At 68.0% G+C, this 26954-nt stretch carries 29 protein-coding genes; 15 read left to right on the top strand and 14 right to left on the bottom strand.

Annotated features, from left to right (window positions below; all coding sequences use genetic code 11):
* Window positions 1–156: 156 nt before the first annotated feature.
* Window positions 157–1191 carry an Ldh family oxidoreductase gene (locus tag FE811_RS04570; protein WP_116220458.1) on the bottom strand — a complete coding sequence of 345 codons (1035 nt, stop codon included), beginning with the start codon at window positions 1189–1191 and terminating at the stop codon, window positions 157–159.
* A 141-nt stretch (window positions 1192–1332) separates the two neighbouring features.
* On the opposite strand from FE811_RS04570, the gene FE811_RS04565 reads away from it, so the two are divergent.
* Both FE811_RS04565 and aspA read left to right on the top strand, forming a co-directional pair.
* Window positions 1333–2229, top strand: a complete 897-nt coding sequence (locus FE811_RS04565; RefSeq protein WP_114537646.1) for a LysR family transcriptional regulator — start codon at window positions 1333–1335, stop codon at window positions 2227–2229.
* Window positions 2230–2386: 157 nt separating this feature from the next.
* On the top strand, window positions 2387–3793 hold the full coding sequence (gene aspA / locus FE811_RS04560; RefSeq protein ID WP_116221638.1) for an aspartate ammonia-lyase: 1407 nt from the start codon (window positions 2387–2389) through the stop codon (window positions 3791–3793).
* Window positions 3794–3830: 37 nt separating this feature from the next.
* Here the strand turns inward: aspA and FE811_RS04555 are convergent, their stop codons facing one another.
* A complete protein-coding gene (locus FE811_RS04555) occupies window positions 3831–5033 on the bottom strand; it encodes a pyridoxal phosphate-dependent aminotransferase (RefSeq protein WP_116221639.1) in 1203 nt (400 codons plus the stop codon).
* A gap of 105 nt (window positions 5034–5138) precedes the next feature.
* Between FE811_RS04555 and FE811_RS04550 the strand changes: the two genes are divergently transcribed.
* Together FE811_RS04550 and FE811_RS04545 are read left to right on the top strand one after the other, a co-directional pair.
* Window positions 5139–5384: a succinate dehydrogenase assembly factor 2 gene (locus FE811_RS04550; RefSeq protein ID WP_051419801.1), complete on the top strand. Its 246-nt coding sequence runs from the start codon at window positions 5139–5141 to the stop codon at window positions 5382–5384.
* 91 nt (window positions 5385–5475) lie between these two features.
* Complete coding sequence (locus FE811_RS04545) at window positions 5476–5994, top strand: MarR family winged helix-turn-helix transcriptional regulator (protein ID WP_370362661.1); 519 nt, start codon at window positions 5476–5478, stop codon at window positions 5992–5994.
* 328 nt (window positions 5995–6322) lie between these two features.
* On the opposite strand, the gene FE811_RS04540 is transcribed toward FE811_RS04545, so the two are convergent.
* Entirely contained in the window at window positions 6323–6751 is a 429-nt protein-coding gene (locus FE811_RS04540; RefSeq protein WP_116220459.1) for a VOC family protein, read from the bottom strand.
* Window positions 6752–6907: 156 nt separating this feature from the next.
* Between FE811_RS04540 and thyX the strand changes: the two genes are divergently transcribed.
* Window positions 6908–7813, top strand: coding sequence for an FAD-dependent thymidylate synthase (gene thyX / locus FE811_RS04535; protein WP_036756272.1), 906 nt, complete (start codon window positions 6908–6910; stop codon window positions 7811–7813).
* Window positions 7814–7870: 57 nt separating this feature from the next.
* Here thyX and FE811_RS04530 read toward each other — a convergent pair whose 3' ends face one another.
* A complete protein-coding gene (locus FE811_RS04530; protein WP_036756275.1) occupies window positions 7871–8653 on the bottom strand; it encodes a 3-hydroxybutyrate dehydrogenase in 783 nt (260 codons plus the stop codon).
* Between the two features lie 396 nt (window positions 8654–9049).
* Between FE811_RS04530 and FE811_RS04525 the strand changes: the two genes are divergently transcribed.
* The 3 genes from FE811_RS04525 to FE811_RS04520 are packed head-to-tail and all read left to right on the top strand — an operon-like array spanning window position 9050 to window position 11375.
* Window positions 9050–10906: an extracellular solute-binding protein gene (locus FE811_RS04525; protein ID WP_116220460.1), complete on the top strand. Its 1857-nt coding sequence runs from the start codon at window positions 9050–9052 to the stop codon at window positions 10904–10906.
* Window positions 10903–11037, top strand: a complete 135-nt coding sequence (locus tag FE811_RS28155) for a hypothetical protein (protein WP_255469645.1) — start codon at window positions 10903–10905, stop codon at window positions 11035–11037. Before FE811_RS04525 ends, FE811_RS28155 begins: the two co-directional genes overlap by 4 nt.
* Window positions 11037–11375: a hypothetical protein gene (locus FE811_RS04520; RefSeq protein WP_036756157.1), complete on the top strand. Its 339-nt coding sequence runs from the start codon at window positions 11037–11039 to the stop codon at window positions 11373–11375. The genes FE811_RS28155 and FE811_RS04520 overlap by 1 nt, the downstream gene beginning before the upstream one ends.
* A 60-nt stretch (window positions 11376–11435) precedes the next feature.
* Here the strand turns inward: FE811_RS04520 and ade are convergent, their stop codons facing one another.
* Window positions 11436–13211 (bottom strand): adenine deaminase, encoded by a 1776-nt coding sequence (gene ade / locus FE811_RS04515; RefSeq protein WP_116220461.1) that lies wholly within the window; start codon window positions 13209–13211, stop codon window positions 11436–11438.
* Between the two features lie 63 nt (window positions 13212–13274).
* Between ade and recO the strand changes: the two genes are divergently transcribed.
* A complete protein-coding gene (gene recO / locus FE811_RS04510; RefSeq protein ID WP_116220462.1) occupies window positions 13275–14003 on the top strand; it encodes a DNA repair protein RecO in 729 nt (242 codons plus the stop codon).
* On the opposite strand, the gene FE811_RS04505 is transcribed toward recO, so the two are convergent.
* From FE811_RS04505 to FE811_RS04495, 3 genes are all read right to left on the bottom strand, one after another.
* A complete protein-coding gene (locus tag FE811_RS04505) occupies window positions 13972–14361 on the bottom strand; it encodes an META domain-containing protein (RefSeq protein WP_036756165.1) in 390 nt (129 codons plus the stop codon). The genes recO and FE811_RS04505 overlap by 32 nt on opposite strands.
* Before the next feature lie 25 nt (window positions 14362–14386).
* A complete protein-coding gene (locus FE811_RS04500) occupies window positions 14387–14806 on the bottom strand; it encodes an META domain-containing protein (protein ID WP_036756167.1) in 420 nt (139 codons plus the stop codon).
* A 77-nt stretch (window positions 14807–14883) separates the two neighbouring features.
* On the bottom strand, window positions 14884–16539 hold the full coding sequence (locus tag FE811_RS04495) for an acyl-CoA dehydrogenase family protein (RefSeq protein ID WP_116221640.1): 1656 nt from the start codon (window positions 16537–16539) through the stop codon (window positions 14884–14886).
* A 732-nt stretch (window positions 16540–17271) separates the two neighbouring features.
* On the opposite strand from FE811_RS04495, the gene FE811_RS04490 reads away from it, so the two are divergent.
* From FE811_RS04490 to FE811_RS04470, 5 genes are read left to right on the top strand one after another with little or no spacing between them, the layout of a single operon-like run.
* Complete coding sequence (locus tag FE811_RS04490) at window positions 17272–18045, top strand: sulfite exporter TauE/SafE family protein (RefSeq protein WP_116220463.1); 774 nt, start codon at window positions 17272–17274, stop codon at window positions 18043–18045.
* A 28-nt stretch (window positions 18046–18073) separates the two neighbouring features.
* Window positions 18074–19222: a succinyl-diaminopimelate desuccinylase gene (gene dapE / locus FE811_RS04485; RefSeq protein ID WP_116220464.1), complete on the top strand. Its 1149-nt coding sequence runs from the start codon at window positions 18074–18076 to the stop codon at window positions 19220–19222.
* Complete coding sequence (locus FE811_RS04480; RefSeq protein ID WP_116220465.1) at window positions 19219–19638, top strand: GNAT family N-acetyltransferase; 420 nt, start codon at window positions 19219–19221, stop codon at window positions 19636–19638. The genes dapE and FE811_RS04480 overlap by 4 nt, the downstream gene beginning before the upstream one ends.
* Window positions 19635–20150 carry a hypothetical protein gene (locus tag FE811_RS04475; RefSeq protein WP_116220466.1) on the top strand — a complete coding sequence of 172 codons (516 nt, stop codon included), beginning with the start codon at window positions 19635–19637 and terminating at the stop codon, window positions 20148–20150. Before FE811_RS04480 ends, FE811_RS04475 begins: the two co-directional genes overlap by 4 nt.
* 50 nt (window positions 20151–20200) lie before the next feature.
* Window positions 20201–21580, top strand: coding sequence for a glutamate--cysteine ligase (locus FE811_RS04470; protein WP_116220467.1), 1380 nt, complete (start codon window positions 20201–20203; stop codon window positions 21578–21580).
* 33 nt (window positions 21581–21613) lie between these two features.
* Here FE811_RS04470 and FE811_RS04465 read toward each other — a convergent pair whose 3' ends face one another.
* From FE811_RS04465 to FE811_RS04440, 6 genes are all read right to left on the bottom strand, one after another.
* The gene (locus FE811_RS04465; protein ID WP_036756180.1) at window positions 21614–22057 is read right to left on the bottom strand and encodes a DUF2852 domain-containing protein; all 444 of its coding nucleotides are present in this window, start codon (window positions 22055–22057) and stop codon (window positions 21614–21616) included.
* Between the two features lie 98 nt (window positions 22058–22155).
* Window positions 22156–22767 carry a TetR/AcrR family transcriptional regulator gene (locus FE811_RS04460; RefSeq protein WP_072462075.1) on the bottom strand — a complete coding sequence of 204 codons (612 nt, stop codon included), beginning with the start codon at window positions 22765–22767 and terminating at the stop codon, window positions 22156–22158.
* A 9-nt stretch (window positions 22768–22776) separates the two neighbouring features.
* Window positions 22777–23067, bottom strand: coding sequence for an HPr family phosphocarrier protein (locus tag FE811_RS04455; RefSeq protein WP_116220468.1), 291 nt, complete (start codon window positions 23065–23067; stop codon window positions 22777–22779).
* Window positions 23064–23489, bottom strand: a complete 426-nt coding sequence (locus tag FE811_RS04450) for a PTS sugar transporter subunit IIA (RefSeq protein ID WP_036756189.1) — start codon at window positions 23487–23489, stop codon at window positions 23064–23066. Before FE811_RS04450 ends, FE811_RS04455 begins: the two co-directional genes overlap by 4 nt.
* A gap of 24 nt (window positions 23490–23513) precedes the next feature.
* The gene (gene rapZ / locus FE811_RS04445; RefSeq protein WP_052095936.1) at window positions 23514–24473 is read right to left on the bottom strand and encodes an RNase adapter RapZ; all 960 of its coding nucleotides are present in this window, start codon (window positions 24471–24473) and stop codon (window positions 23514–23516) included.
* A gap of 9 nt (window positions 24474–24482) precedes the next feature.
* Window positions 24483–24911, bottom strand: a complete 429-nt coding sequence (locus FE811_RS04440) for an HPr kinase/phosphorylase (protein ID WP_036756192.1) — start codon at window positions 24909–24911, stop codon at window positions 24483–24485.
* Window positions 24912–25146: 235 nt separating this feature from the next.
* Between FE811_RS04440 and FE811_RS04435 the strand changes: the two genes are divergently transcribed.
* The gene (locus FE811_RS04435) at window positions 25147–26745 is read left to right on the top strand and encodes a phosphoenolpyruvate carboxykinase (protein WP_036756195.1); all 1599 of its coding nucleotides are present in this window, start codon (window positions 25147–25149) and stop codon (window positions 26743–26745) included.
* Window positions 26746–26954: the final 209 nt, after the last annotated feature.

Raw genomic sequence — 26954 nt, 5'->3', positions numbered from 1 at the left:
GTCGCGCATGATCGGCCCCTGCCCTGGGGCCGGCCGCACCGCCTGGGACGGATGGACGATTCTGCTCAGCCGCTTTCCGGCAGCCAGCGCACGGGACAGGCCGCGATGCATGCCGACCGCCGGTCGTGCAGCCGCTTGGCCCCCGCCGGACCGCGATCAGCCCAGCGCCGCCAGCCCCTCGCGCTGGAAGCGCTCGATCAGCGCCAGTTCGGCGGCGGTCAGGGCGATGCCCTCGGCCTCGGAGCGGGCGCGGGCGGCAAGGCGGCGCTGGCCGGGCAGGCGCGCGCCCTGGCCCAGGATGGCGTCGAACAGCGCCTCGGCCGCAGCCAGCGGATCACCGGGCCGGCCTGCGGCGAAACGCGCCGGCGAAAAGGCCAGGATCAGCTCGCCATGCCTGGGTGCCAGGGCCAGCGTGCCCAGTTCGTCCAGCGCGCCCTGGCTGGTCAGGTCGCCGATCATCACCCCCGCCAGCAGCTCGACCATGGTCGAGATGGCCGAGCCCTTGTGCCCGCCAAAGGGCAGCATGGCCCCGGCCAGCGCCGCCTGGGGATCGGTGGTGGGCTGGCCGGCCGCGTCCAGCGCCCAGCCTTCGGGCAGGGGTTCGCCCGCCCGCGCCAGCAGCTCGATCTCGCCCCGCGCCGCGGCCGAGGTGGCGAAGTCGAAGACGTAGGGGGCGGCCCCCGCACGCGGCCAGGCAAAGGCGATGGGGTTGGTGCCCAGGATCGGCCGGTTGCCGCCCGCCGGGGCGACGGTGGCATAGCTGGGGCACATGGCAAGCCCGGCAAGGCCGCGCGCCGCCAGCGCCTCGACCTCGGGCCACAGCGCCGAGTAATGCACGCAATCGTTGATGACCAGCGCCGCCAGCCCCAGCTTTTCCGCGCGGCCGGCCAGCGCCGGCAGGCCCAGTTCGAAGGCGGCGGGGGAAAAGCCGCCGCCGGCCCCGACCCGGATCACGGCGCTGCCCTCGTCGATCAGCTCCGGCCGCGCATCGGGGGAAACCTTGCCGGCCGCCAGGGTGCGCAGGCTGCCTTCGATGCGATAGATGCCGTGCGATTTCGCGCCGTCGCGCTCGGCGGCGGTGATGATGCGGGCGATGGCATCGGCCTGCTGGGCGTTGAAGCCGGCGCGCATGAAAAGCGACTCGACCATCCGGCCAAGCTCGGCCACCGTCACCATCGTGCTGTCGTCCATGCGCCCTTCCCCGTCTGATGCCCGCCAGAAAACCGGATTTTCCCGCCAGGGGCAAGCATTCAGGCCCGATTGCCGCCCGCAAGGCGGCCAGGCATGGCGCGCCCGCGCCGGCTCGGCTAAAGCGGCAGGAAAGGGGGGCGCATGGATCTGAAATGGCTTGAGGACTTCCTGAGCCTGGCCGAGACGCACAGCTTCTCGCGCTCGGCCGAGCTGCGCGGCGTCACGCAAAGCGCCTTCAGCCGCCGCATCCGCGCGCTGGAGGAATGGCTGGGCACCGACCTGCTGTCGCGCGACAGCTACCCGGTGTCGCTGACGCCCGAGGGCGTGCTGTTCCGCGAGACGGCCGAAGAGGTCGTGCGCATGATCCTCGCCCGCCGCGCCGAGTTCCGCGACCATGCCCGAAGCCGGGGCGGCGAGATTTCCTTCGTGGCGCTGCACAGCCTGACCGTGACCTTCCTGCCGGGCTGGCTGATGCGGCTGAAGGCGGCGGCGGGGCAGATGACCAGCCGCGTCAAGCCCGAGAATTTCGACCGCTGCATCGAGGCCCTGACCGAGGGCGGCTATGACTTCTTCCTGACCTATGCCCATCCGCAGGTGAACATCCCGCTGGACCCCGCGGGCTATCCGCATCTGGTGGTGGGCCAGGACAGCCTGGTCGCCGTCGCCCGCCCCGGCTTTCCGCAGGAATGGCGGACCGAGGGCATGCCGATGCTGAAATATTCCCGCGGCTCGTTCCTGAACGCCATGGCGCGCATCGCGCTGGCGCAGCCCGGCGCGCCCAGGGTCTATGTCGCCCATACCGACGAAGCCAGCATGGCCGAGGCGATGAAAAGCATGGCCGTGGCCGGGCATGGCCTGGTCTGGCTGCCCCGCCGGCTGGTCGAGGCCGAGATCGCGACCGGCCGGCTGGAGGTCGTGGCCCCGGAACTGCCGATGGAGATCCGGCTTTACCGCAATGCGGCGCGCGGCCGCGGCATCACCGGGCGGGTCTGGCAGGCCGCGCGCGAGTTGGGCGAAGGTTATGCAGGATCGGAATAACCCAGCGCGACTTCGCATTGGAAAATACCCGCGATCCTGCCTAAATCTTTGACACATGGGGCGCGCGAACGCCCTGCCTATCGCAACAGATCCGACAGAAATGCGCATCGCGCCCGCACCGCCACCGGCGGGCGGCGCGCCTGCGCCCGAGGTGAACATGACCAAGACCCGCATCGAACACGACCTGCTTGGCGACCGCGAGGTGCCCGCCAACGCCTATTGGGGCGTCCACACCCTGCGCGCCGTCGAGAATTTCCCGATCTCCGGCAGGCCCATCGGCGAAATTCCCGAGCTGATCCGCGCGCTGGCCGCGATCAAGCAGGCGGCGGCGCTGGCCAATGCCGATCTGGGGCTGCTTTCGGCCGAGCGCCGCGACGCCATCGTCGCCGCCTGCGAGGAAATCCGCGCCGGCCAGCTGCACGACCAGTTCGTCGTGGACCAGATCCAGGGCGGCGCCGGCACCTCGACCAACATGAACGCCAACGAGGTCATCGCCAACCGCGCGCTGGAGATCATGGGCCATGCCAAAGGCGAATACAAATACCTGCATCCCAACGAGCATGTGAACATGAGCCAATCGACCAACGACGTCTATCCGACGGCGTTGCGGCTGGCCTCGTGGCGGGGCTTGCAGAACGTGATCGCGGCGCTGGCCTCGCTGCGCGGCGCCTTTGCCGAGAAGGGCGCGGAATTCGCCGAAATCCTCAAGATGGGCCGCACCCAGCTGCAAGAGGCGGTGCCGATGACCCTGGGCCAGGAGTTCAACGCCTTCGCCATCACCATCGGCGAGGACGAGATGCGCCTGGCCGAGGCCGCCAGCCTGATCTGCGAGATCAACCTGGGCGCCACCGCCATCGGCACCGGCATCACCACCCATCCCGACTATGCCGAGCGGGTGCGGGCGCGGCTGGCCGAAATCACCGTGATCCCGGTCGTCACCGCCCCCGACCTGGTCGAGGCGACGCAGGATTGCGGCGCCTTCGTGCAGGTCTCGGGCGTGCTGAAGCGGGTGGCGGTCAAGCTGTCGAAGATCTGCAACGACCTGCGGCTGCTGTCCTCGGGGCCGCGCGCCGGCTTCAACGAGATCAACCTGCCGGCGAAACAGGCCGGTTCCTCGATCATGCCGGGCAAGGTGAACCCGGTCATCCCCGAGGTGGTCAACCAGGTCGCCTTCGAGGTGATCGGCAACGACATGACCATCACCATGGCCGCCGAGGGCGGGCAGTTGCAGCTGAATGCCTTCGAGCCGGTGATCGCCTACAGCATGTTCCGCTCGGTCAGCCACCTGATCGCGGCCTGCAACACGCTGGAGCATAATTGCGTGCGCGGCATCACCGCCAATCGCGACGTGCTGAAGGAAACCGTGCGCCGCTCGATCGGCATCGTCACGGCGCTGAACCCCTATATCGGCTATGCCGCCGCCACCGAGCTCGCGACCGAGGCGCATCTGACCGGCCGCGGCGTCTATGAGCTGGTGCTGGAAAAGGGGCTTTTGCCAAAAGAGCGGCTGGACGCCATCCTGCGCCCGGAAAGCCTGACCAGGCCGCAGCTTTTCGTCAACTAAGGCAGGCGGGGCGGGGTTTCGGCCCCGCCGCTTCGCTTTAGCGCAGCCCCTCGCAGAACCCCTTGATCCGCGCGCAGGCATCCGCCAGCACCGCGTCCGATGTGGCGTAGGAGATGCGGAAATGCGGCGAAAGCCCGAAGGCCGCGCCAAAGACCACCGCGACCCCGGTCTCGTTCAACAGCGCGGTGGCGAATGCCTCGTCATCCGCGATCAACGTGCCGCCGGCCGAGGTCTTGCCGATCAGCGCCGCGATCGAGGGGTAGACGTAGAACGCCCCCTGCGGCACCGGGCAGTCGATGCCGGGACAGGCGTTCAGCCCCGCCACCACCAGGTCGCGGCGGCGCTGGAACACGGCGCGGCTTTCCACGATATAGTCCTGCGGCCCCTGCAACGCGGCCAGCGCGGCATATTGGCTGATCGAGCAGGGGTTCGAGGTCGATTGCGACTGCAGCTTGGCCATGGCGCGAATCAGTTCCTCGGGGCCCGCGCCATAGCCGATGCGCCAGCCGGTCATGGCATAGGCCTTCGACACGCCGTTCATGGTCAGCGTGCGCGATTTCAGCCCCGGCTCGACCTGGGCCGGGGTGACGAAGCGGAAATCGTCGAAAACCAGATGCTCGTAGATGTCGTCCGCCAGCACCCAGACCTGCGGATGGCGCATCAGCACCTGGGTCAGGGCGCGCATGTGTTCGACGGCATAGCCCGCGCCGGTGGGGTTCGAGGGCGAATTGAGGATCAGCCATTTCGTCCGCGGCGTGATCGCCGCCTCCAGCTGTTCGGGGGTGATGCGATAGCCGTTCTGCATCGCGCCCTCGACCACCACGGGCGTGCCGCCGGCCAGCAGCACCATGTCCGGGTAGCTGACCCAATAGGGCGCGGGAATGATGACCTCGTCGCCCGGATTCAGCGTCGCCATCAGTGCGTTGTAGAGGATCTGCTTGCCGCCGGTGCCGACCGTCACCTGCGCGGGCGCATAGTCCAGCCCGTTTTCCCGCGCGAACTTGTCGCAGATGGCGCGCTTCAGTTCCGGGATGCCGTCCACCGCGGTATAGCGGGTATGGCCGGCGTCGATGGCGGCCTTGGCCGCCTCGCGGATATGCGCGGGCGTGTCGAAATCGGGCTCGCCGGCGGACAGGCCGATGATGTCCCGCCCCTCGGCCGCAAGCTCGCGGGCGCGGGTGGTGATGGCGATGGTGGGCGAGGGTTTGACGCGGGCGAGCGTCTGCGACAAAAAGCTCATCGAATTCATCCTGCGGCTGGCTGCCCCGTCATAGGGGCGGCGCCGCGGACAGGCAAGCCGGGGGCAAGCGTGGACGAGAACGAAGCAAGGCTGAAGCGGCTGCGGATGCGCAGCTGGCGGCGGGGCACCAAGGAGATGGACCTGATCCTGGGCCCGTTCTCGGACAGCGAGCTTGACGGGCTGAGCCCCGAGGAGCTGGACCTTTACGAGGCGCTGCTAAGCGAAAACGACCAGGATCTGTATCCCTGGATCACCGCCCGGCTGGGCGACGCCCGCCCAGGACCGCAGGCGCTGCTGCCCATCCTGGACCGCGTGGCGGGTTTTGCCCATCAGCGGCTGGCACGGAAATAGGCGCAATTTTAGCAAACTGCGCGGCGATTAACCGAAGATTGGCAAATCTGCGCCATGGTGGCGGAAACGAGGCCAAGAACGGAACCCGCTTATGCAACAGCGCAGCTCTGCCCACACGGTGCCGGCCCTGCGGCCCTTGCCGCCGCGGACCAACCGGGCCGACGCCTATCTGGAAAGCCTGCAAATGCTGGAGCGGCTGCATCGGCTTTTGCTGGATCTGGTCAAGGACGAGTTCGAGCGGCTGGGCCGCTCGGACCTGACGCCGGTGCAGGCGCTGCTGATCTACAATCTCGGCACGTCGGAGGTGACGGCGGGCGAATTGCGCTCGCGCGGGATGTATCAGGGCTCGAACGTCTCCTACAATCTCAAGAAGCTGGTCGAGCTGGGCTATGTCCACCATGAACGCTGCGAGATGGACCGCCGCGCGGTCCGGGTGCGGCTGACCCAGACGGGGCAAGAGGTGCGCGATTGCGTGGCGCGGCTGTTTGCCCGCCATGCCGAAGGGCTGGAACTGTCCGGCGTGCTGGACGATCCGCCCATCGAGGCGGTGAACCTGCAATGGCGCCGGGTCGAAAGATTCTGGGCCGAGCAGATCCGCTACATCTATTGAATCGCGCCGCCGCGGCATGGCCCGGCGGCGCCGTCATGCCCGGCCCGCACCGGCATCGGCCGCGGGGGCCCTTCTCCCCGCCGGCCGGTCCCGGCAACGGGCCGGGCATCCAGCGTCTCAATGCGCGCGGTCAGGTCTGCGATCAGCCGACCCGACCCGGCGCAGGCCGGGCATGTCCAGACCTTGCGCCGCCTTGTGCCGGGGCCCCGCCCCCTACCAGTGGCCGGTGTTCTGCATGCTGGCCCAGGGCTCTTGCGGCGGCCCGGCCCGACCCGGCGCGGGCCGGGTATGTCCAGACCCTGCGCCGCCTTTCGCCGGGCCCCGCCCCCTACCAGTGGCCGGTGTTCTGCATGCTGGCCCAGGGCTCTTGCGGCGGCAGCGCCTCGCCCTCTTGCAGCAATTCGATCGAGATGTTGTCGGGGCTGCGGACAAAGGCCATGTGGCCGTCGCGCGGCGGGCGGTTGATGGTCACGCCCGCATCCATCAGCCTCTGGCACATCTCGTAGATATCTTCGACCCGATAGGCGAGATGGCCGAAATGCCGGCTGTCCGAGGGCAGGCCGTCGTCGCCGTCCCAGTTCCAGGTCAGCTCGACCGGGCATTCCGGCTGGCCGGGCGGCGCCATGAAGACCAGGGTGAAGCGCCCCTTCTCATTGTCGATTCGCCGCGTCTCCTCCAGCCCGAGCAGGCGGAAGAATGCCATCGTCTTTTCCAGATCGAGCACGCGGACCATGGTGTGCAGATAGCGGACCTTCATCTGTCGCTCCTTTCCGTTCGCTGCGACCAGACTGGCATGGCGGCGGCCGGACCGCAACGTGGGGCGATCGGCTGCACCCGCCGCGTCCATACTGCCGGTTGATTGAATCCCCCGTCGGTGCCACAAGATATGCCCAACAGCACGAAGGATTCCGCCATGCCCCTGACCCCCGAACAACAGGCCGAGATCGACGAGCTGCGCGCCAGCCCGCGCCCCACCCTGCGCGCCGTCTCCGAGGGGATGGAGGGCCATCTCTACCGGGCGCATCCGGTGCTGGATCACGGGCTGGTGCGGGTCATCGACTACATGGGCGACGACGGCGCGATCACCCAGGCCGCGCGGGTCAGCTATGGCCGCGGCACGAAATCGGTCAGCAACGACGAGGGGCTGATCCGCTACCTGATGCGGCACTGGCACTCGACCCCGTTCGAGATGTGCGAGGTCAAGTTCCACGTCAAGCTGCCGGTCTTCGTCGCCCGGCAATGGATCCGCCACCGCACCGCCAACGTGAACGAATATTCGGCGCGCTATTCGATCCTGGACCGCGAATTCTACATCCCCGCCCCCGAACACCTGGCCGCGCAATCGACGGTGAACAACCAGGGCCGCGGCCAGGTGCTGGAGGGGGACGAGGCCGCCCGCGTCCTCGACATCCTGCGCGAGGACGCGATGCGCAGCTATGACCATTACGAGGCGATGCTGAGCCAGGAGGGCCAGCAGGGCCTGGCGCGCGAACTGGCGCGGATGAACCTGCCGGCGAATGTCTATACGCAATGGTATTGGAAGGTCGACCTGCACAACCTGTTCCATTTCCTGCGCCTGCGCGCCGATGCCCATGCGCAATACGAGATCCGCACCTATGCCGAAACCATGTGCGGCATCGTCAAGGACTGGGTGCCCTTCGCCTACGCCGCCTTCGAGGATTACCGGCTGGGCGGCATGCAGCTTTCCGCCAGGGGCGTCGAGGCGCTGAAGCGCCGCCTGGCCGGCGAGACGGTCACGCAGGAAAACAGCGGCATGAGCAAGGGCGAATGGCGCGAGTTCGAGGCGGCCTGGGGCTGACCGCCCGCCCGCGATCCCCTTGGGCAAAGGGGCGGGAAACCCCGTCGCGGCGGCGCCCTAAAGCGCCGTCCACCCCCCGTCCACCGAGATCGTCGTGCCGGTGATCTGCTCGGCCGCCGGCGAACACAGGAAGACCGCCGTGCCGCCCATCTGCTCGACCGTGGCGAACTGCCCCGAGGGCTGGCGGTGCAGCATGACCTTGGCGATCACGTCCTCGCGGCTCAGGTTGTGGGTCTTCATCTGGTCGGGGATCTGCTTTTCCACGATGGGCGTCAGCACATAGCCGGGGCAGATGGCGTTGCAGGTGATCGGCTCCTTCGCCGTCTCCAGCGCCGTCACCTTGGTCAGGCCGACGATGCCGTGCTTGGCGGCGACATAGGCCGACTTGTATTCGCTGGCCGTCAGCCCATGCGCCGAGGCGATGTTGATCACCCGCCCCCAGCCCGCCTCGCGCATCAGCGGCAGCGCCACCGCCGTGGTGTGAAAGGCGGAGGACAGGTTGATGGCGATGATCGCGTCCCATTTCTCGGCCGGGAAATCCGGGATCGGCGCGACATGCTGGATGCCGGCATTGTTCACCAGGATGTCGCAGGCGCCGGCCTTTTCGATCAGGGCGCGGCACTCGGCCCCCTTCGACATGTCGGCCTGGATGTAGCGGACCTTGACGCCATGCTCGGCGGCCAGGCTTTCGGCCAGGGCGTGATCCTCGGGCGCGTCGGTAAAGCTGTTCAGCACCAGATCCGCCCCGGCCCGCGCCAGCTCATGCGCGATGCCAAGCCCGATCCCCGAGTTCGAACCCGTCACCACCGCCGTCTTGCCGCCAAGGAATTTCTGGAACATCGCTGCCTCCACGCCTGCGTTGCTGTTGCCGCCGCAGCATGGGGAAAAAGCCCGCACCGCACAAGGTCGGACACCGGCGGCGCGGCAAGGCGCGGGGGCCGCCGGCGATGGCAGGGGAAATACCGCTTCGTTCACTTTTTTGCGCGCTCGATTCCCCCGGCGGGCGCGGGCAGGCAAGGCTGCGGCCGGATCGCGAAACCCCCAAGAAAAAAGCGCCCGCACAAGGCGGGCGCAAGTCATGAGGCAGGTTTCATACAGGCAAGAAACCTATCGAGCAGTGCCTTATCTATACGCTTTTCGCCCCATGAGTCCAAGGCGTAAGTTTGCTTCAAGGTGAACGGGCGGTTAATCTGGGCACGGGCAGAACCAACGACCCGGAAAACAGGGCCATCGAGCATGCGATTCTTCAAGTTTGCTAACGAATCCGCGATCTGGCGGCGAATCGCCCTGTACCTGTGTGTTGCATCCATGCCGCTGGCAAGCCTTGCCGAACCCCGGCATGCCATTGCAATGTATGGAGAACCTGCGCTTCCGGCCGGCTTCACCCACCTGCCCTATGCCAATCCCGAGGCGCCCAAGGGCGGCACGATTCGCCTGGCCGAGACGGGCACCTTCGATTCGCTCAACCCCTGGATCCTGATGGGCAACCCGGTCTGGCCGATCTTCACCCAGCCGGGGTTGGTGACCGAGTCGCTGATGATGCGCTCGATCGACGAGCCCTTCACCCTCTACGGCCTCCTGGCCGAAAGCGTCGAGACCGATGCCGACCGGACATGGGTCGAGTTCACCCTGCGCCCCGAGGCCCGCTTTTCCGACGGCACGCCGGTAACGATCGAGGACGTGATGTGGTCCTATGAGGTGCTGGGGACCAAGGGGCATCCGCGCTATACTGCCGTCTGGTCCAAGGTCGAGACGATGGAACAGACCGGGCCGCGCTCGGTCCGGTTCACCTTCAACACCGCCGACCGCGAGCTGTCGATGCTGATGGGCATGCGGCCGATCCTGAAGAAGGCGCAATGGCAGGGGCGCGATTTCGGCCAGTCCAGCCTGATGGTCCCCATCGGATCGGGGCCCTATGTCATCGACAAGGTCGATCCGGGCCGGGCGATCAGCTTTCGCCGCAACCCGGATTACTGGGGCCGCGACCTGGCGGTCAGCCGGGGGCTGCACAATTTCGACGTGATCCGCTATGACTATTTCGGCGATGCCTCGGCCATGTTCGAGGCGTTCAAGGCCGGCGAGATCGACGTCTGGCGCGAACTGGTCGCGGCGCGCTGGGAACGCAATTTCGACTTTCCCGCCATGCGCGACGGCCGGATGGAGAAATCCGAGATCGCGCATGGCCGCCCCTCGGGGATCATGGGGCTGGTGATGAACACCCGCAATCCGCTGTTTGCCGACTGGCGGGTGCGGCAGGCGATGATCGAAGCCTTCAACTATCGCTTCATCAACATGACGCTGACCGGCGGCAAGGATCCGCGGATCACCAGCTATTTCGCCAATTCCGATCTGGCGATGCAGCCCGGCCCCGCCACCGGGCGCGAGGCCGCGTTGCTGGCCCCCTTCGCCGACCAGCTGCCGCCCGGCACCATCGAAGGCTATGCCCTGCCCAAGGGCGGCGAGCGCGCCATCGACCGCCGGGGCATCCGCGCCGCGCTGGACCTGCTGGGCGAGGCCGGCTGGACCGTGCAGGAGGGCGAGCTGCGCGACGCGAAGGGCCGCCCCTTCGCCTTCGAGATCCTGCTGAACCAGTCGGGCAGCGCCATGCGCACCAGCGCCGAGACCCGGCAGATCATCGACATCTTCGTGCAATCGCTGCGCAATCTGGGCATCCGGCCGACGGTGACGATGCTCGATGCCGCGCAATATGTGGAACGGACGAACAATTACCAGTTCGACATGACCTGGTATGAACGCGGGCTGTCGCTGTCGCCCGGCAACGAACAGCGGCTCTATTGGGGCCGCGAGGGCGTGGCCAAGCCGGGCAGCCGCAACTGGATGGGCATGGACAGCCCCGCCGCCGAGGCGATGATCGCCGAGATGGGCCACGCCCGCACACATGAGGATTTCGTCGCAGCGGTCAGGGCCCTTGACCGAATCTTAACCGCCGGACGCTATGTCATCCCGGTCAGCTATTCACGGATTTCCCGCTTGGCCCATCGTGCCGACCTGGATTATCCTGAAAACACGCCGCTTTATGGTGACTGGCCCGGCTTCATGCCAGAAACCTGGTGGCAGGAGGAAAGAGAATGAAATTCAGTCGGATCGCAGCCATCCTGACCCTTCTTGCGCTTGCCGCGTGCAATACCGTGGCCGGCGTGGGCGAGGACATCACCGGCGCCTCGCGCATGGTGCAGGGCGGCCTGGGCGGAGGAGGCTACTGATGAAATGGGTTCACGTCCGCGACAACTGGCCCGCCTTCTTCGAGGCCATCGTCGAGAAATGGCCTGCGGCCGATGAAAGCGACCTCGAGGAGATCGACGGCGACCAGCGCGCCTTCATCACCTATATCGCCGAAGTCACCGGGCAGGAGATCGACGAGACCAAGGACGAGATCCGCGAATGGCTGGCGGGCGAAATCCCCTCGGACATCGTCATGGACCCGATCCACGACAATCACTCGATCAACCTGTCGGCGAAATATGTCGGCGAGGGCGAGGACGAATATGACGACGACGCCCGCTTCGGCGATGACGACGAAGTGCCCGACGACGGCGACTGACGCACGCGCCGCGGCCAGCCCCGGCCCATCCCGGCCGGGGGTCGTGCCGGGGCTGCAGGGCTAGACCAGCAGGTCGACCAGTTCGAACCGGGTCACGTCGACGATGCCCAGGTCCGAGATGCGCAGCTCGGGGATCACCACCAGCGCCAGGAGCGAATGCTGCATATACGCGTTGTTGAGCCGGCAGCCGCAATCCTGCATCGCCTTGACGATCCCCTGCGCCGCCTCGGCCACTTCCTCGGCGGGCAGGTCGGACATCAGCCCGGCGATGGGCAGCGCCACCGTCGCCAGTTCCTCGCCGTCGCGGAACACGGTGACGCCGCCGCCGATCCGGCCCAGGTGGTTGGCCGCCGCCGCCATGCTGTCGCGGCAGGTGCCGACGACGATCATGTGATGGCTGTCATGCGCCACGGTCGAGGCCACCGCCATCCGGCCCTGGTAGCCGAAGCCCGAGACGAAGCCGTTCACCACGCCGCCCGTCGCCCGGTGGCGTTCGACCAGCGCGATATGGCAGGTCTCGCCCTGCGCCTCGATCACGCCGTCGCGGATCGGCAGCTCGGCGGTCAGCGCGCGGGTCGGGGCCTGGTTCTCGACCACGCCGATCACCCGCACCCGCGCGCTGTCGCCCATGGCGCGCACGGCGAAATCCGCGCCGGCAAGGCGGCGCCCCAGATGCACCGAGTTGCGCGCCTCGTCGGGCCAGGCGATGCGCGGGCAATCCACCAGCAGCTTGCCGCCTTCGGCGACCAGCCGCCCCTGCGCGATCACCGCCTCGATGGGCAGGCTGTGCAGGTCGCGGGTCAGGATCACGTCCGCCCGCCGACCCGGCGTGATGCTGCCCAGCTCGCGTTCCAGCCCGAAATGCTGGGCCGCGTTGATCGTCGCCATCTGGATCGCCACCAGCGGATCGCAGCCGCAGTCGATGGCATGGCGCACCACCCGGTTCATGTGTCCGTCATGGACCAGCGTGCCGGAATGGCTGTCGTCGGTGCAAAGGATGAAGAAGCGCGGGTCGAGCCCCTTTTCGGTGATCGCGGTGATCTGGCTTTCAACGTCATACCAGGCCGAGCCCAGCCGCATCATGCAGCCCATGCCCTGGCGCACGCGGGCGATGCCCTGCGCCTCGGTCGTGGTCTCGTGGTCGTCCGCGGCGCCGCCGGCGACATAGGCGTGGAAGGGCCGGCCCAGGTCGGGGCTGGCGTAATGGCCGCCCACCGTCTTGCCGGCGGCGCGGGTGGCGGCGATCTCGGCCAGCATCTGCCGGTCGCCCGCGGCGACGCCGGGAAAGTTCATCATCTCGCCCAGGCCGACGATGCCGTCCCAGCCCATGGCCTGCGCCACCTCGCCCTCGGTGATCGGCTGGCCGGTGGTCTCCAGGCCGGGGGCGGATGGCGCGCAGCTGGGCATCTGGGTAAACATGCTGATCGGCTGGAGCAGCGATTCGTCCCGCATCAGCCGCACGCCGTTAAGCCCCAGCACATTGGCGATCTCATGCGGGTCGTGGAAGATCGTCGTCGTGCCATGCGGGATCACGGCGGCGGCAAAGCCGGCGGGCGTCAGCATCCCCGATTCGACATGCATATGCGCGTCGATCAGGCCGGGAACCATGTAGCGGCCCGCCGCCTCGATGACCTGCGTATCGGGGCCGATCGAGGGCCCGGCATCGGCGCCGACATAGGCCACCCGGCCGTCGGCCACGGCGATGTCGATGCCGGGGATCACCTCGCGGGTGTGGACATTGACCCATTGCCCGCCCCGGATCACCAGATCCGCCGGCGCGCGCCCCGCCGCCACTTCGACCAGCCGGGCCTGGGCCTCGATCCACGGTTTCAACATGCCTGCCTCCTTGTCCGTCGCCCCCAGATTGCGGCAGGGTGGCGCGAAAGGAAAGGCGGCGCGATGGAATGGAGCGGCGAGGCCAGCGTGATGGCGCTGCAACGGCACGGCGAAAGCGCCGCGATCCTGACCGTGCTGACGCGCGAGGCAGGGCTGATCCGCGGCCTGGTGCCCGGCGGCGCCAGCGCCAGGCGCGCCGCCATGCTGCAGCCGGGCAACCGGGTCAGCCTGCGCTGGCGGGCGCGGCTTGAGGAACAGCTGGGCACCTTCAGCATCGAGCCGGCGCGGGCGCGGCCGGGGCTGCTGGCCGGTGCCGATGCGCTGGCCGGGGTGAATGCCGTCACCGCGCTGCTGACCTTTGCCCTGCCCGAGCGCGACCCCCATCCCCACCTTGCCGCCGCGACCGAGGCGCTGCTGGACCTGATGGACGCGGGCGAGGATTGGGCGGAAGCCTATCTGCGCTGGGAAATGCGGCTTCTGGACGAGCTGGGCTTCGGGCTGGACCTGACCAGCTGCGCGGTGACGGGATCGCGCGAGGGGCTGGCCTATGTCAGCCCGCGCTCGGGCCGGGCGGTTTCGGCGCAGGCGGCGGGGGACTGGGCACCGCGGCTCTTGCCCCTGCCCGCCATGCTGGGCGGGCGCGGCAATGGCGGGATCGAGGACGCGCTGGCCCTGACCGGGCATTTCCTGCAATCGCGGCTGGCCGAGAGCCATGCGGGCAAGCCCCTGCCGCCCGCACGCGCCCGGCTGGTCGCCCGGCTTACGGCGTCGCGATCCGCCAGCGGATGGTGACATCCGGGCCGGTCATCACCAGCTCCTCGCCCTCGCGCCTGGCCTCGCGCACCGCGCCGAGCGCCTGGAAGAACGCGTGCTCGCCGCCCTCTTGCAGGCAGGCGCGGCGCGTCACCGCCAGCGCGCCCAGGTCCAGCGCCGGCAGCGCGGCGTTGTTGCGGCCGGTGAACAGGTTGCAGGGCCCCTGCCCCGAGACCGCGCCGTCCTCGGCGATGCGCAGGCTCGGCGTGCCCGAAACCGTGACGCCCTCGACCGCGACCAGCGCATAGTCGCCGGGGATCTGCGCCGCGCCGTCCGGTTCGGCCGCGCAGGCGGCCAGGCCCAGGGGCAAGGACAGGGCCAGGATCAGCTTGCGCATGGCGCGCCTCCTTCCGGGCAAGGGGTCATTCCTTGCGATAGCCCGGCTCATAGGTCAGGTAGGTCGGCCCCTTGATGGTCAGCACGCCGCCCTCGAAGGTGATGCCGTCGGCGGCCGACAGCGCCTGCAGATAGCGCGTCTCCAGCCGGCCGGCATTGCCCGAACAGGCCATCTCGGTCGTGGTCAGCGGGCCCAGCGCAAAGCCCGGCGGCTCGGCGGTCTGGCTGGCCGAATACTGGTTGCAGGGCGCCTTGCCCGAAATCGAGCCGTCCGCCGCGATGGTCATGCCGACATTGCGCTGCGGCACGGTGTCGGAACCGATGCCGACCAGCACATAGGCGCCGGTCGGGATATTGCTGCCCGGAACGTCGGGCGTGGCGGGCTCGCAGGCGGCAAGGCCGAGCGTGGCGGCGAAGGCCACGGAAATCATCGGGATGCGGTTCATGGGCAGCTCCGTTACGTCATGTTGCTGCCATAATGCCCTAACGGCCCCCGCTGTCCAGCAGGGGCCGGAATTTCATCCTAGTCCAGTAGCCTGCGTGCAATAACCTGGGCCTGGATCTCGGCCGCGCCCTCGAAGATGTTCAGGATGCGCGCGTCGCACAGCACGCGGCTGATGGCGTATTCCAGCGCAAAGCCGTTGCCGCCATGGATCTGCAAGGCATTGTCGGCCGCCGCCCAGGCGACGCGCGCGCCCAAGAGCTTGGCCATGCCGGCCTCCAGGTCGCAGCGCCGGCCGTGGTCCTTTTCCCAGGCGCTGAAATAGGTCAGCTGGCGGGCGATCATGATTTCCACCGCCATCATCGCCAGCTTGTCGGCGACGCGCGGGAACTCGATCAGCGGTTTGCCGAACTGCTTGCGGTCGATGGCGTATTGCATGCCGATCTCGGCCGCCGATTGCGCCACGCCCACGGCGCGGGCGGCGGTCTGGATGCGCGCCGATTCGAAGGTCTCCATCAGCTGCTTGAAGCCGCGCCCCGGCTCGCCGCCCAGCAGGTTCTCGCCCTTGACCCGGAAGCCGTCGAAGCCGAGTTCGTATTCCTTCATGCCGCGATAGCCCAGCACCTCGATCTCGCCGCCCGTCATGCCGGGGGTCGGGAAGGGGTCGTCGTCGGTGCCCGGCGTCTTTTCCGCCAGGAACATCGACAATCCGCGCCAATCCGTGGTCTCGGGGTCGGTGCGCGCCAGCAGCGTCATGACATGGGTGCGCTGCGCATGGGTGATCCAGGTCTTGTTGCCGGTGACGACCCAATCCTCGCCGTCGCGCACGGCCCGCGTGCGCAGGCTGCCCAGGTCCGAGCCGGTATTCGGCTCGGTAAAGACCGCCGTCGACAGGATCTCGCCCGAGGCCAGCGCCGGAAGCCATTTCGCCTTCTGCGCCTCGGTGCCGCCGCAGAGGATCAGCTCGGCCGCGATCTCGCTGCGGGTGCCCAGCGAACCCACGCCGATATAGCCGCGCGACAGCTCCTCGGTCACGACCACCATCGAGGCTTTCGAGAGGCCCAGCCCCCCGAATTCCTCGGGGATGGTCAGGCCAAAAACGCCCAGCTCGGCCAGTTCCTCGATGATCTCCATCGGGATCAGCTGGTCCTTCAGGTGCCATTCATGGGCGTTGGGGATCACCCGCTCGTCGGCATAGCGGCGGAACTGGTCGCGGATCATCTCCAGATCCTCGTCCAGCCCGGTGGCGCCAAAGGTGGCGCGGCCATGGTTGTCCTGCATCAGCCGCGCCAGCTCGGCCCGCGCCTGGGCGGTATTGCCGCGCATCAGCGCGGCCGCCGCCTCGCCCGGCTTCCAGTCGATGCCCAGGTCCGAAAGCCGGGCGAACTCGGTCTGGCTCATCGGGATGCCGCCGGCGATCTGGGTCAGGTATTCGCCCAGGCCGATCTGCAGGATCAGCGCCTCGGTGCGGCCCAGGCCCCCCGCCTCGGCCAGCCGCCCGGCCCAGCCGGCCAGCTGGCGCACCGATTCGACATAGGTCGCCAGCCAGGACAGCGCATGGGCGGCGTGCTGGTGTTCCTCCAGAAGCGCCGGTTGCGGCTTGCCCGCGGGGGCGACCAGCGCGCGCAGCGCCTCGGTCGCGCGGGATTGCAGGGATTCGAGTTCCGGCAGGGCCTCGCCTGCAAGCGCAAGCAGGGCGGAAGGCGTATCGGCTGGCATCGCGGGCATGTCCTTCATGGCAGATTCCTTCATGCGGCGTTGCAGCATGACTAGCCGTTTCGCAATTGCAGCGCAACTATCATGCGCGATATAGCCGCATTATGAACTAAAATGTCCCGTCAGTCGCGCCTATTGCCGGGCTGGGTGCCCACGGAATATGGGCCGGGACGATGGCACAGCGCCAGGCTGCTGCCGTCGAGCAGGACGGTCTGGCAACGGTCGATCCCCCTTTGCGACCGGCCCTAGGACAAGGGGGAACACCGTGTCGAACCCTTCCGCCCGGCCCCGCCCAGCAGCTTGCCTATTGCGTCCGCGCCCCGAGTGACGGCGGGGCCGTGCCTTGGCCCGAAGCGGCTGGCGAGGGCCTTGGCATGGCGGGGCGTGAACCGCTGGACATCCAGCCGGATGCGCAGCGATCCAGGGCCTGCCGTAGGTCAGGCTGACATCCCTGCGCCACATGGCCGGATGGGTCTGGTCCGCCACCGTCACCGGCACGCAATCGGCCGTCGGCGCTGCCGTTCCTCGGCAGCGCGCCCTTGATCCGGGCGCTGCTCCGGCTCGGGGCGAGGGGCGTGCCAGCCGCCCCGTGCTTCCGGCCCAGGCCGAGGCGTTGCCGGTGATCCGGTCTGGCGCGCGGGGGGATGGCGCCTCTTTCCGCCTGGGAGCCTGCCTCTTGTGCTTTGCGGAAAGATCCGAGGCGCGCTAAGCACCTTGCCAGAACCCGCAGAATCTTAGCGTCGCCCAAGGAACATGTTCGGCCTCGATCCCTTCCATTTCTGGATCGCCATCGCGATCACGCTGTTTTCCGGCTTCGTGAAGGGTGCCATCGGCTTTGCCATGCCGATGATCATGCTGGCGGCGCTGGGTTCCTTCCTGCCCGCCCAGCAGGCGGTCGCCGCGGTGATCCTGCCGGTGCTGGTCACGAACATCCGCCAGGCGCTGCGCGGCGGCTGGCGCCCGGCATGGCAGGCGACCTGGGACTGGCGCTGGCATGTCGGCATGGTGGTGCTGTTCATCCCGGTCAGCGCCTTTTTCGCGACCCGCGTGCCGCAAGGGCTGATGTATGCGCTGATCGGCCTGCCGATCATGCTGTTCGCGCTGTGGCAGATCCTGGGGCGCAGCATGGTCCTGCCCGTCCATCACCGCCGCCGCGTGGAGATCGCGACCGGCGTGACCGGCGGGCTGATCGGCGGCATCTCGGGCATCTGGGGGCCGCCGCTGCTGGTGCTGCTGCTGTCGCTGCACGTGCCCAAGGCCGAGCAGATGCGCGTGCAGGGCGTGGTGTTCTTCATCGGCGCGGCGGTGCTGACCGCCTCGCATCTGCAATCGGGGCTGCTGAACGCCCGGACCCTGCCGTTCTCGGCGATCCTGGTCATCCCGGCGCTGATCGGCATGGGGCTGGGCTATCTGGCGCATGACCGGCTGGACGCGGCGCGGTTCCGGCGCTGGACGCTGCTGCTGCTGGTGCTGACCGGCGCCAACCTGCTGCGCCGCGCGCTGGAGCTTGCGGGCCCGGCGGTGTAACCAGGGGGCCAAAAGCGAAAGGCCGCCCATGACCACGATCCCCGATCCCGCCCAACTGACCGCAAGGCTGATCCGCTGCGCCTCGGTCACGCCCGACGAGGGCGGCGCGCTGCTGCTGCTGGCGGATGTGCTGGGCGCGGCGGGCTTCGAATGCCATCGCGTCGACCGCGAGGGGGTGCCGAACCTGTTCGCGCGCTGGGGGGCCAAGGGCGCGCGCAGCTTCGGCTTCAACGGCCATACCGACGTGGTGCCGCCCGGCGATCCGGCCAGCTGGACGCATCCGCCCTTTTCCGGGCACGAGGCCGAGGGCTGGATCTGGGGCCGGGGCGCCACCGACATGAAATCCGGCGTCGCCGCCTTCGTCGCCGCCGCCATCGGCTTCGTGACCGAGACCCCGCCGCCGGACGGCGCGGTGGTCCTGGCCATCACCGGCGACGAGGAGGGGCCGGGCAAGCACGGCACCCGCGCGCTGCTCGACTGGATGGCCATGCATGGCGAGCGGATGGATGTCTGCATCGTCGGCGAGCCCTCGAACCCCGACCGCATGGGCGAGATGATCAAGATCGGCCGCCGCGGCTCGATGACCCTGCAGGTCGAGGCGCATGGCATCCAGGGCCATGCCGCCTATCCGCATCGCGCCCGCAACCCGATCCACGCGCTGCTGCGGCTGCTGCACGAGCTGACCGAGGCGCCGCTGGACGAGGGGACCGAGCATTTCGACCCCTCGGGCTTGCAGGTGACGACGGTGGATTGCGGCAACCCGGCCTCGAACGTGATCCCGGAACGGGTGCGGGCGACGATCAACATCCGCTTCAACGACGCGTATACGTCGGGCAGCCTCGACCGCATGATCCGGGCGCGGGCGGCGGCGATCTCGGCCGATACCAAGGTGGATTTCGCCATCTCGACCGACGTTTCGGGCGAAAGCTTCCTGACCCGGCCCGGCCCCTTCGTCGACCTGGTCGCCGGCGTGGTGCGCGAGGAGACGGGGCTGACCCCCGCGCTTTCCACCTCGGGCGGCACCTCGGACGCGCGTTTCGTCAAGGATCACTGCCCGGTGCTTGAATTCGGGCTGGTGGGGCATTTCATGCATCAGGTGGATGAGCGCGTGCCGGCCGAGCAGGTGCGCCAGCTTGCCCGCATCTATCGCCGCATCCTGGAGCGTTACTTCGCATGATCGAAAAGACCACCGACCTTGCGACCTGCCGCGCGATCCGGCGCGCGGTCTTCATCATCGAGCAATCCGTCCCCGAGGCCGAGGAATGGGACGGCCGCGACGGCGAGGCGATCCACCTGCTGGCCCGCGACGCCTCGGGCGCGGCGGTGGGCACCGCCCGCATCCTGGTCCAGGGCGCGACCGGGAAGATCGGCCGCGTCGCCGTGCTGCAATCCGCCCGCGGCACCGGCGCCGGCGCGGCGCTGATCCGCGCGGCGCTGGAGGAATTGCGCGCCATGCCCGGCGTCACCCGCGCCAAGCTGGGCGCCCAGACCCATGCCATCGGCTTTTACGAAAAGCTGGGCTTTGCCGCCTATGGCCCGGAATACGACGATGCCGGCATCCCGCATCGGGACATGGCGCTGGACCTGGGATGATCCGCCCGGAGCTGGCCGAAAAGCTGCGCCCCTGGGCCGAGACCGGCACCGCGCTGGCCGCGACCGCCTTCGGGCTGTGGGTGTTCTCGCTGGGCGGCTGGATCCTGTGGCCGATCGGCGCCGCGATCGCCGGGGCCTCGGCGCTCTGGGCGCTGGACGCGCGGCGGCGGATGCGGTTCCGCCACGACACGCTGGGCCCCGGCATGGTCGAGCTGGACGAGGGCGCGATCCGCTACCTGTCGCCCAACCGGCTGCTGGGCGGCGAGATCGCGCTGCGCGAGTTGAACGAAATCCGGCTGATGCGGCTGAACGGCCGCCGGCACTGGCGGCTGAAAAGCGCCGACGGGCAGGCGCTGCTGATCCCCGTCGATGCCTCGGGGGCCGAACATCTGGCCGGCGCCTTCGCCACCTTGCCGGGGATCGAGATGGGCCGGGTCGCCGCCGCGCTGGCCGAGGGGGCGCCCACGATCCAAACCCTTTGGACGAGGCCGGTTCGCGCCCGCTTGACTTGAGCCGCCCGCCTTGCCACCTGTGGCGGGCAAAGGCAAACGAAAGGCCACCGATGTCCATTCCCCAACAGGGCGGCGGCCCGATCGAACGTCCCGAACAGCTGACCGAATACCTCGCCTCGGGCGAAAAGCCGCGGGAAAGCTGGCGGATCGGCACGGAACACGAGAAATTCGGCTATCGCCACGCCGACCTGATGCCCCTGCCCTATGAGGCCGCGCCCGGCCAGCCCTCGGTCAAGGCCATGCTGGAGGGGTTGCAGGCCCGCTTCGGCTGGACCCCGGTGCTGGAGGCCGGCCATATCATCGGGCTGGAACGCGACGGCGCCAATGTCAGCCTGGAGCCGGGCGGCCAGCTGGAACTCTCGGGCGCGCCGCTGGAGACCATCCACCAGACCTGCGACGAAGTGAACCAGCACCTGGCCGAGGTCAGAAGCGTCGCCGACGAGCTGGGCGCGGGCTTCATCGGCCTGGGCGCGGCGCCGGTCTGGACCCAGGACCAGATGCCGATGATGCCCAAGGGGCGCTACCGGCTGATGACCGACTACATGGGCCGGGTCGGCACGCTGGGCACGCAGATGATGTATCGCACCTGCACGGTGCAGGTGAACCTGGACTTCGCCTCGGAAGCCGACATGGTGCAGAAGCTGCGCGTGGCGCTGGCCCTGCAGCCGGTGGCGAATGCGCTGTTTGCCAATTCGCCCTTCCTCGACGGCAAGCCGAACGGCTGGAAAAGCTGGCGCGCGCATATCTGGCAGAACCTCGACGCCGCACGCACCGGCATGCTGCCCTTTGCCTTCGAGGACGGGTTCGGCTACGAGGCTTGGGTCGATTACGTCCTCGATGTGCCGATGTATTTCGTCTATCGCGACGGCAAGTATATCGACGCGCTGGGGCAGAGCTTCCGCGATTTCCTGAACGGCCGCCTGCCCGCCCTGCCGGGCGAGATCCCGACGCTGTCGGACTGGGCCGACCACCTGACCACCGTTTTCCCCGAGGCGCGGGTCAAGAAATTCATCGAGATGCGCGGCGCCGACGGCGGCCCCTGGCGGCGGCTCTGCGCCCTGCCGGCGCTGTGGGTCGGGCTGCTTTACGACGCCTCGGCGCTGGATGCGGCCTGGGATCTGGTCAAGGGCTGGGACGCCGAGACGCGCGAATCCTGGCGGCAGGGCGCCGGCCTTCTGGCGCTGGATGCCGAGGTGAACGGCACCAGGATGCGCGACCTGGCGCGCGAGGTGCTGGCGATTTCCGAGGCGGGGCTCAAGGCGCGGGCCCGCACCGGCTCGGGCGGGCTGGTCCCGGACGAGACGCATTTCCTGAACACGCTGAAGGAAAGCGTCGAGACCGGCAGGGTGCCGGCCGACGAGCTGCTGGAGAAATACCAGGGCGAATGGGCGGGCGACCTCAGCCGCATCTATGCCGAATATTCCTATTGAAGCAGGGCCGGGTGATCCCCGGCCCTTTTCGCATCACGCCTGCGGCTCGATCCTGGGAGCCGGCGGCTCATCCGGTTCCTTGCGGCTTTGGATGAACTGGTCGAACTCGGCCTTGTCCTTGGCTTCGCGCAGTTTTTGCAGGAAGTCCAGGAACTCGCGATGCTCGTCCTCCAGCCGCTTCAGCGTTTCCTCGCGATAGGCGTCGAAGGCGGTGTTGCCGGTCGGCGCCGCGTATCCGAGGCCATGGCTGCGGCCGTGGCGGTGGTGATGATGGCGGTGGCGGCAGGAAAACATGCGTTTGCTCCAGATCATGTAACCCAGGATGGCAAGGCCCAAGGGCCAGCAGGCGATGAAGGCCAGGATCATGGCGGCGATCCAGGCGCCCTTCCCGCGTTCGTCCAGCCAGTCCCGGATGCCGGCCAGCACGGCGCCGACCCGGTCAAGGACGGAGGGGCGCGGGGCGATGTCAGTGTTCATTGCGGTCCCTTTCCGATGTGAATGTTAATCACATTTACATAGATGGAGCGCAGCCGGCCGGGTTCAAGGGAAACGGCGGAAATTTTCATGGGAAAGTTTCAGTCGGGGATCACGCCCAGCCCGCGCAGATAGATCAGCGCCCCGCTTTCCAGCATGTCGCCCGCCGAGATGGGCGAGCGCGAGCCGGGCTTGCCGCGGCCGAACAGCTCGACCACGCCATGGCTCAGCGCCCAGACATGGTCGGCGACCATGCCCGGCGGCGGGCGGCGCCCATTGGGCAATTGGGCAAACAGCGTCTCGGCCCCGCGCACCAGGATGCCGCGCGCCCGTTCCGAGGCCTGCGACAGCCCGGCATTGCCGGCGATCGAGATGCCCGATTCGAACATGGCCATGTAGAAGCCGCGCCGCTCGGCGGCAAAGGTCAGGTATTCCTGGCCCATGCGCAGGAACGCGGTCAGCGGCCGCGGCCGGCCCTGGTCGAAGGCGGCCTCGAGCCGGTCGGCGAATTCCTCGAAGCCCTGCCGGGCGACCTCCTCCAGCAGATCCTCGCGCCCGGCGAAATGGCGATAGGGCGCGGCGGCGCTGACCCCGGCCAGGCGTGCGGCCTCGGCCAGGGTAAAGGCCTGCGGGCCCTTTTCCTCGATCAGCTGCACCGTGGCCTCGACAAGGGCCTGGCGCAGGTTGCCATGGTGATAGGAGGTGCGGGCCATGTCCGGCCCTTACATGCCTTCGCCGAAGTAATCCTCGACCAGGGCGGTCAGCGCATCGGCCAGCTCCCGCGCCTCGGCCCCGCGGGTGGTGACGCGAATCGCGGTGCCGCGCGGCGCGGCCAGCATCAGCAGGCCCATGATCGAATCGCCCGAGACGCTGATGCCGTCCTTTTCCACGGTGGCCTGGGCGTCGAAGCGTTCCACCGTCTCGACGAACTTCGCGCTGGCCCGCGCGTGCAGGCCCTTTTCGTTGATGATCGCCAGTTCGCGGGTGACGGCCCCGTTGGTCATGTCATTCATGAAGCGGCACGTTTGGGAATGGGAAGCACATCGGCAGGCAGGACGTCATAGCTGTTGATGTACTTGCGTCCCGCATCCTTGGCCAGCGTCACCGCATCGGCCACCGACAATTTGCGCGATTTCGCCAGTTTCACCAGCATCGGCAGGTTCGCCCCATAGAGAATCGAGCGGTTCCGCGTCGCACAGGCCATCAGCGACAGGTTCGAGGGCGAACCCCCGAACAGATCCGTGACCACCACCACGCCGTCGCCCGCATCCACCGCATCCGCGGCGGCGCAGATTTCGGCCTGCTTCTCGCCCCGGTCATGGTTTTCCTCGATGGCCACGGCCTTGATCCCGGTTTGCGGCCCCACCACATGCTCGACGGCCGAGAGATACTCCCTGGCCAGCCCACCATGCGCCACGATGACAATCCCGATCAATTCGCCCCACCACGCACCAGCCGTTCACCCTTGCGCCAAAGCTGTGCGAGAGGCCCGCATATGGCCATCATCCCCAGGTGCCGGCGCCTTTTCACGGCGTTCAAGTTCCCGATGTCTAATTGACACTTGCCAGCCTGCTTTCGCAAGCGCATCTGCCATTTTTTCCGCCATTGTGACAGAACGGTGTCGCCCCCCGGTGCAGCCGAAGCCGATCGCCAGGTGCGCCTTTCCCTCATCCAGATGGGCAGGCAGGGTGAAAAGCACAAGATCCTGCACCCTGCGGAAGAATTCGTCGAATCGCGAATCGGCCATCACATAATGCTGAACCGGCGAATCGCGGCCATCCAGCGGCCGCAGTTCCGGCTGCCAATGCGGATTGGCCAGGAAGCGGCAGTCGAACATCATGTCCACCCCGCGCGGCACGCCGCGCTTGTAGGAAAAGGACTGGACCGAGACGGTCAGCCGCCGCCCCGGCTCAGTCTCGAACCAGCGGGCCAGTTCCGCCTTCAGGTCATGCGGCGACAGCTCGGACGTATCGACCAGCACGTCGGCGCGGGCGCGGATCGGCGACAGCATGTCGCGCTCGGCGATGATGGCGTCGAGCGGCGAGCCCTCGGCGCGCAGCGGATGGCGGCGCCTGGTTTCGTTGAACCGCCGCAAGAGCTGCTCGGTCGTGCAGTCCAGGAACAGCACCTCGGGCGCATATTCCGGGAGTCGGGTCAGCCGGTCGATCAGCTCGATCAGGTTGGCGACCGAGAAGTCGCGGTTGCGCACGTCCAGCCCCAGGGCCAGCGGCATCGGCCGCGCCGGCCCGTCCAGCAGCCGCGGGATCAGCGACAGGGGCAGGTTGTCGATCGCCTCGTAGCCCAGATCCTCCAGCACGTTGATCGCCGTCGAGCGCCCGGCCCCCGACGGGCCGGTGATCAGCACCAGCCGCTGGGCCTGTTCCTCCTGGCTGTCCATGGCGCTTGCCGCCTCCGGCATGGCTTGACCCTACCTTTCGTGCAAATCCGTATCCGCCCGGCCAGCGACAAGGTATTGCAACAGTATTGACGCAAGATGAACGCGGCCGGCCCCAAGGACAAGGGGCACGGACCTGCCCATTAGGTCAAGCCGCCGGTCGGGCGGCAGCCGGTCGGGCTCGGGGCGCGCCAGATCGACTGCCAGGGCCAGCTCGACCGGGCCATGCGGCGCGGCATGCAGGATGCCCACCCCCCGCGCCTCGATCCGGCCGCGGATCGAATCGGGCGCATCGGCGAGGATCCGACCGCCCTCGCGGCGCAGGACGGTGCGGTCGTCCGCCACCAGCGCCGCGCCAAGCGCCATCATCTGCAGCGCCAGCACGGACTTGCCCGCGCCCGAGGGCCCCAGGATCAGCAGCCCCCGTTCCCGGTGGGCGATGCAGCTTGCATGCAGGATCATGGCTTCCTTCCCCTTGCCTCTTGCCGCGGCGCGAATCGCCCCGGACCCCTACGCCGGACCAAGGGCCTTTGTGACGTTTTCCCGAAGCCAAGACCACGATCCGACAAATGATTGCGCTAACCGTGTCTGATTGCGCTAACCCTGCCCATATGTGCGCTTTCGCCGGGGAAATGCCGTGTTATAGGACGCGCAACGGCCGCTGCCGGCCCGGACTATCAGCAGGAGCAAAGGTGCCATGACCGAACCGCGCGTCAATCCGAATTGCCGTCTCGAAGACCAGGGGATCACGGGGCTCGGCAATGTCCACTACAACCTGCTGGAACCGGCGCTGGTCGAGGCGGCGATCCAGCGCGGCGAAGGCAAGCTGGGCCTGGGCGGCACCTTCCTGGTCTCGACCGGCGCCCATACCGGCCGCTCGCCCAAGGACAAGCATGTGGTGCGCACGGCGTCGGTGGAAGACAGCATCTGGTGGGAAAACAACCGCCCGATGGAGCCCGAGGCCTTCGACCGGCTCCATGCCGACATGCTGGAGCACATGAAGGGCAAGGACTATTTCGTGCAAGACCTCTACGGCGGCGCGGATCCTGCCCTGCGCCTCGACGTCCGGGTCGTGACCGAACTGGCCTGGCACGGGCTTTTCATCCGCCACCTGCTGCGCCGCCCGGAAGCGGCCGAACTGGCCGGCTTCGTGCCCGATTTCACCATCATCAACTGCCCCTCGTTCAAGGCCGACCCGGCGAAACATGGCTGCCGCTCGGAAACGGTGATCGCGCTCAACTTCGAGAAGAAGCTGATCCTGATCGGCAATACCGCCTATGCCGGCGAGAACAAGAAATCGGTCTTCACGCTGCTGAACTACATCCTGCCGGAAAAGGGCGTGATGCCGATGCATTGCTCGGCCAACCACGCCATCGGCAATCCCGACGATTCCGCGATCTTCTTCGGCCTGTCGGGCACCGGCAAGACCACGCTTTCGGCCGATCCCTCGCGCACGCTGATCGGCGATGACGAGCATGGCTGGTCGGACCACGGCATCTTCAACTTCGAGGGCGGCTGCTACGCCAAGACCATCAACCTCTCGGCCGAGGCCGAGCCGGAAATCTACGCCACCTGCTTCAAGTTCGGCACCGTGGTCGAGAACATGGTCTACGACCCCGACACGCTGGAGCTGGACTTCGAGGACAACTCGCTGACCGACAACATGCGCTGCGCCTATCCGCTGGAGCAGATCTCGAACGCGTCGGAAACCTCGCTGGGCGGCCAGCCCAGGAACGTGATCATGCTGACCTGCGACGCCTATGGCGTGCTGCCGCCGATCGCGCGGCTGACCCCGGCGCAGGCGATGTATCACTTCCTGTCGGGCTTCACCTCCAAGACGCCGGGGACCGAGGTCGGCGTGACCGAGCCGACGCCCACCTTCTCGACCTGCTTCGGCGCCCCCTTCATGCCGCGGCGGCCGGAAGTTTATGGCAAGCTCCTGCAGGAAAAGATCGCCAAGACCGGCGCGGCCTGCTGGCTGGTCAACACCGGCTGGACCGGCGGCGCCTTCGGCACCGGCAAGCGCATGCCAATCAAGGCGACCCGCGCCCTGCTGACCGCGGCGCTGGACGGCTCGCTGAACCAGGTCGAGTTCCGCAAGGATCCGAATTTCGGCTTCGAGGTTCCGGTTTCGGTTCCCGGCGTCGAGGACAAGCTGCTCGACCCGCGGCAGACCTGGGCGGACGGCGCCGCCTATGACGCCCAGGCCCGCAAGCTGGTCGGCATGTTCAGCGACAATTTCGCGCAATATGCCGACAAGATCGACGACGACGTCCGCGCCGCCGCCATCGGCTGAAGCATGACGCGGAAATGAATCAAGGGGCGGTCAAATGGCCGCCCCTTTCGCTTGCGTCGCCGCCGCAAGGGGGCTTTGCGCCCCCGCCAGCCTGCGGCTGACTCCCCCGCAGGATATTTGGACACGAAAGAAGCCGGCGGAGTCGCCACATCGCTTCTTTCGTGCTCAAATATCCTGGGGGAGCGCGGAACGCGCGGGGGCAAAGCCCC

This window comes from Paracoccus sp. FO-3 (genome assembly GCF_006386455.1).
GTDB classification, from domain to species: Bacteria; Pseudomonadota; Alphaproteobacteria; order Rhodobacterales; family Rhodobacteraceae; genus Paracoccus; species Paracoccus versutus.
Note: the sequence above shows the minus strand (reverse complement) of the source record. Positions and strands in the feature narration are given on the sequence as shown.

What these genes read in the sequence shown, in the direction of transcription:
- FE811_RS04545 (WP_370362661.1), top strand. Translation starts at nt 5,476, where the DNA reads ATGCAACAGCGCAGCTCTGCCCACACGGTGCCGGCCCTGCGGCCCTTG.
- FE811_RS04530 (WP_036756275.1), bottom strand. Translation starts at nt 8,653, where the DNA reads ATGTTCCAGAAATTCCTTGGCGGCAAGACGGCGGTGGTGACGGGTTCG.
- ade (WP_116220461.1), bottom strand. Translation starts at nt 13,211, where the DNA reads ATGTTGAAACCGTGGATCGAGGCCCAGGCCCGGCTGGTCGAAGTGGCG.
- thyX (WP_036756272.1), top strand. Translation starts at nt 6,908, where the DNA reads ATGCCCCTGACCCCCGAACAACAGGCCGAGATCGACGAGCTGCGCGCC.
- FE811_RS04520 (WP_036756157.1), top strand. Translation starts at nt 11,037, where the DNA reads ATGAAATGGGTTCACGTCCGCGACAACTGGCCCGCCTTCTTCGAGGCC.
- FE811_RS04525 (WP_116220460.1), top strand. Translation starts at nt 9,050, where the DNA reads ATGCGATTCTTCAAGTTTGCTAACGAATCCGCGATCTGGCGGCGAATC.
- FE811_RS04565 (WP_114537646.1), top strand. Translation starts at nt 1,333, where the DNA reads ATGGATCTGAAATGGCTTGAGGACTTCCTGAGCCTGGCCGAGACGCAC.
- FE811_RS04555 (WP_116221639.1), bottom strand. Translation starts at nt 5,033, where the DNA reads ATGAGCTTTTTGTCGCAGACGCTCGCCCGCGTCAAACCCTCGCCCACC.
- FE811_RS04460 (WP_072462075.1), bottom strand. Translation starts at nt 22,767, where the DNA reads ATGGCCCGCACCTCCTATCACCATGGCAACCTGCGCCAGGCCCTTGTC.
- recO (WP_116220462.1), top strand. Translation starts at nt 13,275, where the DNA reads ATGGAATGGAGCGGCGAGGCCAGCGTGATGGCGCTGCAACGGCACGGC.
- rapZ (WP_052095936.1), bottom strand. Translation starts at nt 24,473, where the DNA reads ATGCCGGAGGCGGCAAGCGCCATGGACAGCCAGGAGGAACAGGCCCAG.
- FE811_RS04570 (WP_116220458.1), bottom strand. Translation starts at nt 1,191, where the DNA reads ATGGACGACAGCACGATGGTGACGGTGGCCGAGCTTGGCCGGATGGTC.
- FE811_RS04500 (WP_036756167.1), bottom strand. Translation starts at nt 14,806, where the DNA reads ATGAACCGCATCCCGATGATTTCCGTGGCCTTCGCCGCCACGCTCGGC.
- FE811_RS04490 (WP_116220463.1), top strand. Translation starts at nt 17,272, where the DNA reads ATGTTCGGCCTCGATCCCTTCCATTTCTGGATCGCCATCGCGATCACG.
- FE811_RS04540 (WP_116220459.1), bottom strand. Translation starts at nt 6,751, where the DNA reads ATGAAGGTCCGCTATCTGCACACCATGGTCCGCGTGCTCGATCTGGAA.
- FE811_RS04440 (WP_036756192.1), bottom strand. Translation starts at nt 24,911, where the DNA reads ATGATCCTGCATGCAAGCTGCATCGCCCACCGGGAACGGGGGCTGCTG.
- FE811_RS04475 (WP_116220466.1), top strand. Translation starts at nt 19,635, where the DNA reads ATGATCCGCCCGGAGCTGGCCGAAAAGCTGCGCCCCTGGGCCGAGACC.
- dapE (WP_116220464.1), top strand. Translation starts at nt 18,074, where the DNA reads ATGACCACGATCCCCGATCCCGCCCAACTGACCGCAAGGCTGATCCGC.
- FE811_RS28155 (WP_255469645.1), top strand. Translation starts at nt 10,903, where the DNA reads ATGAAATTCAGTCGGATCGCAGCCATCCTGACCCTTCTTGCGCTTGCC.
- FE811_RS04435 (WP_036756195.1), top strand. Translation starts at nt 25,147, where the DNA reads ATGACCGAACCGCGCGTCAATCCGAATTGCCGTCTCGAAGACCAGGGG.
- FE811_RS04505 (WP_036756165.1), bottom strand. Translation starts at nt 14,361, where the DNA reads ATGCGCAAGCTGATCCTGGCCCTGTCCTTGCCCCTGGGCCTGGCCGCC.
- FE811_RS04480 (WP_116220465.1), top strand. Translation starts at nt 19,219, where the DNA reads ATGATCGAAAAGACCACCGACCTTGCGACCTGCCGCGCGATCCGGCGC.
- FE811_RS04550 (WP_051419801.1), top strand. Translation starts at nt 5,139, where the DNA reads ATGCGCAGCTGGCGGCGGGGCACCAAGGAGATGGACCTGATCCTGGGC.
- FE811_RS04455 (WP_116220468.1), bottom strand. Translation starts at nt 23,067, where the DNA reads ATGAATGACATGACCAACGGGGCCGTCACCCGCGAACTGGCGATCATC.
- FE811_RS04495 (WP_116221640.1), bottom strand. Translation starts at nt 16,539, where the DNA reads ATGAAGGACATGCCCGCGATGCCAGCCGATACGCCTTCCGCCCTGCTT.
- aspA (WP_116221638.1), top strand. Translation starts at nt 2,387, where the DNA reads ATGACCAAGACCCGCATCGAACACGACCTGCTTGGCGACCGCGAGGTG.
- FE811_RS04470 (WP_116220467.1), top strand. Translation starts at nt 20,201, where the DNA reads ATGTCCATTCCCCAACAGGGCGGCGGCCCGATCGAACGTCCCGAACAG.
- FE811_RS04465 (WP_036756180.1), bottom strand. Translation starts at nt 22,057, where the DNA reads ATGAACACTGACATCGCCCCGCGCCCCTCCGTCCTTGACCGGGTCGGC.